Source organism: Oleiphilus sp. HI0061 (assembly GCF_001635675.1).
The window spans coordinates 1-561 of record NZ_LWFE01001482.1 but is presented as its reverse complement, the minus strand read 5'-3'; the positions used below and the strand labels follow the sequence as shown (position 1 = coordinate 561).

Genomic DNA, 561 nt, shown 5'->3' with positions numbered 1-561 from the left:
CGGTCGGTAACGATTACTCAACAAAATCCTCAGGAGTGATCAATGATAATAGCTTTCATCATGTGGTACTAACACGTGATGCCGGTAGTGGTGCGTATAAAATATATATTGATGGCGTGTTGGATCAAAGTGGCACCGCAGCAGCAGGTGTGATTGGCAACTCTTTCACGAGTATCGGCCGGATAGAAGATACAGGTGGTTCGCCAGAGTACTTTCAAGGTCAGCTAGATGAAGTCAAAATATACAACAGCGTTCTAAGTGATTCGCAAGTGAATGCCTTATATACCGAGACACGTTCATGTGGCGCCTATCAGCCTCTTGCTCACTTTGCCTTTGAGCAAAATAATTGGTCGGGCGCAGGCGTGTCGATCGAGGATTATTCGGGTAACGGTAATGCGGGATTAAGTGTCGGTAGTGCAGAGTCCCATGCCAGCGGCCAGGTTTGTAAAGGTAGTTTTATTCCCGACAACTCAAATTCAGCAACGATTGATGCCATTGACTCACAGCTGGACTTGGACACAGACGTAGGGAGTCAAGGGACTATTGTGCTTTGGTATCGAG

At 46.9% G+C, this 561-nt stretch carries 1 protein-coding gene; it reads left to right on the top strand.

Annotated features, from left to right (window positions below):
- A partial coding sequence (locus A3735_RS23165; protein ID WP_156499856.1) for a LamG domain-containing protein occupies positions 1 to 561 on the top strand: 561 nt, incomplete at both ends.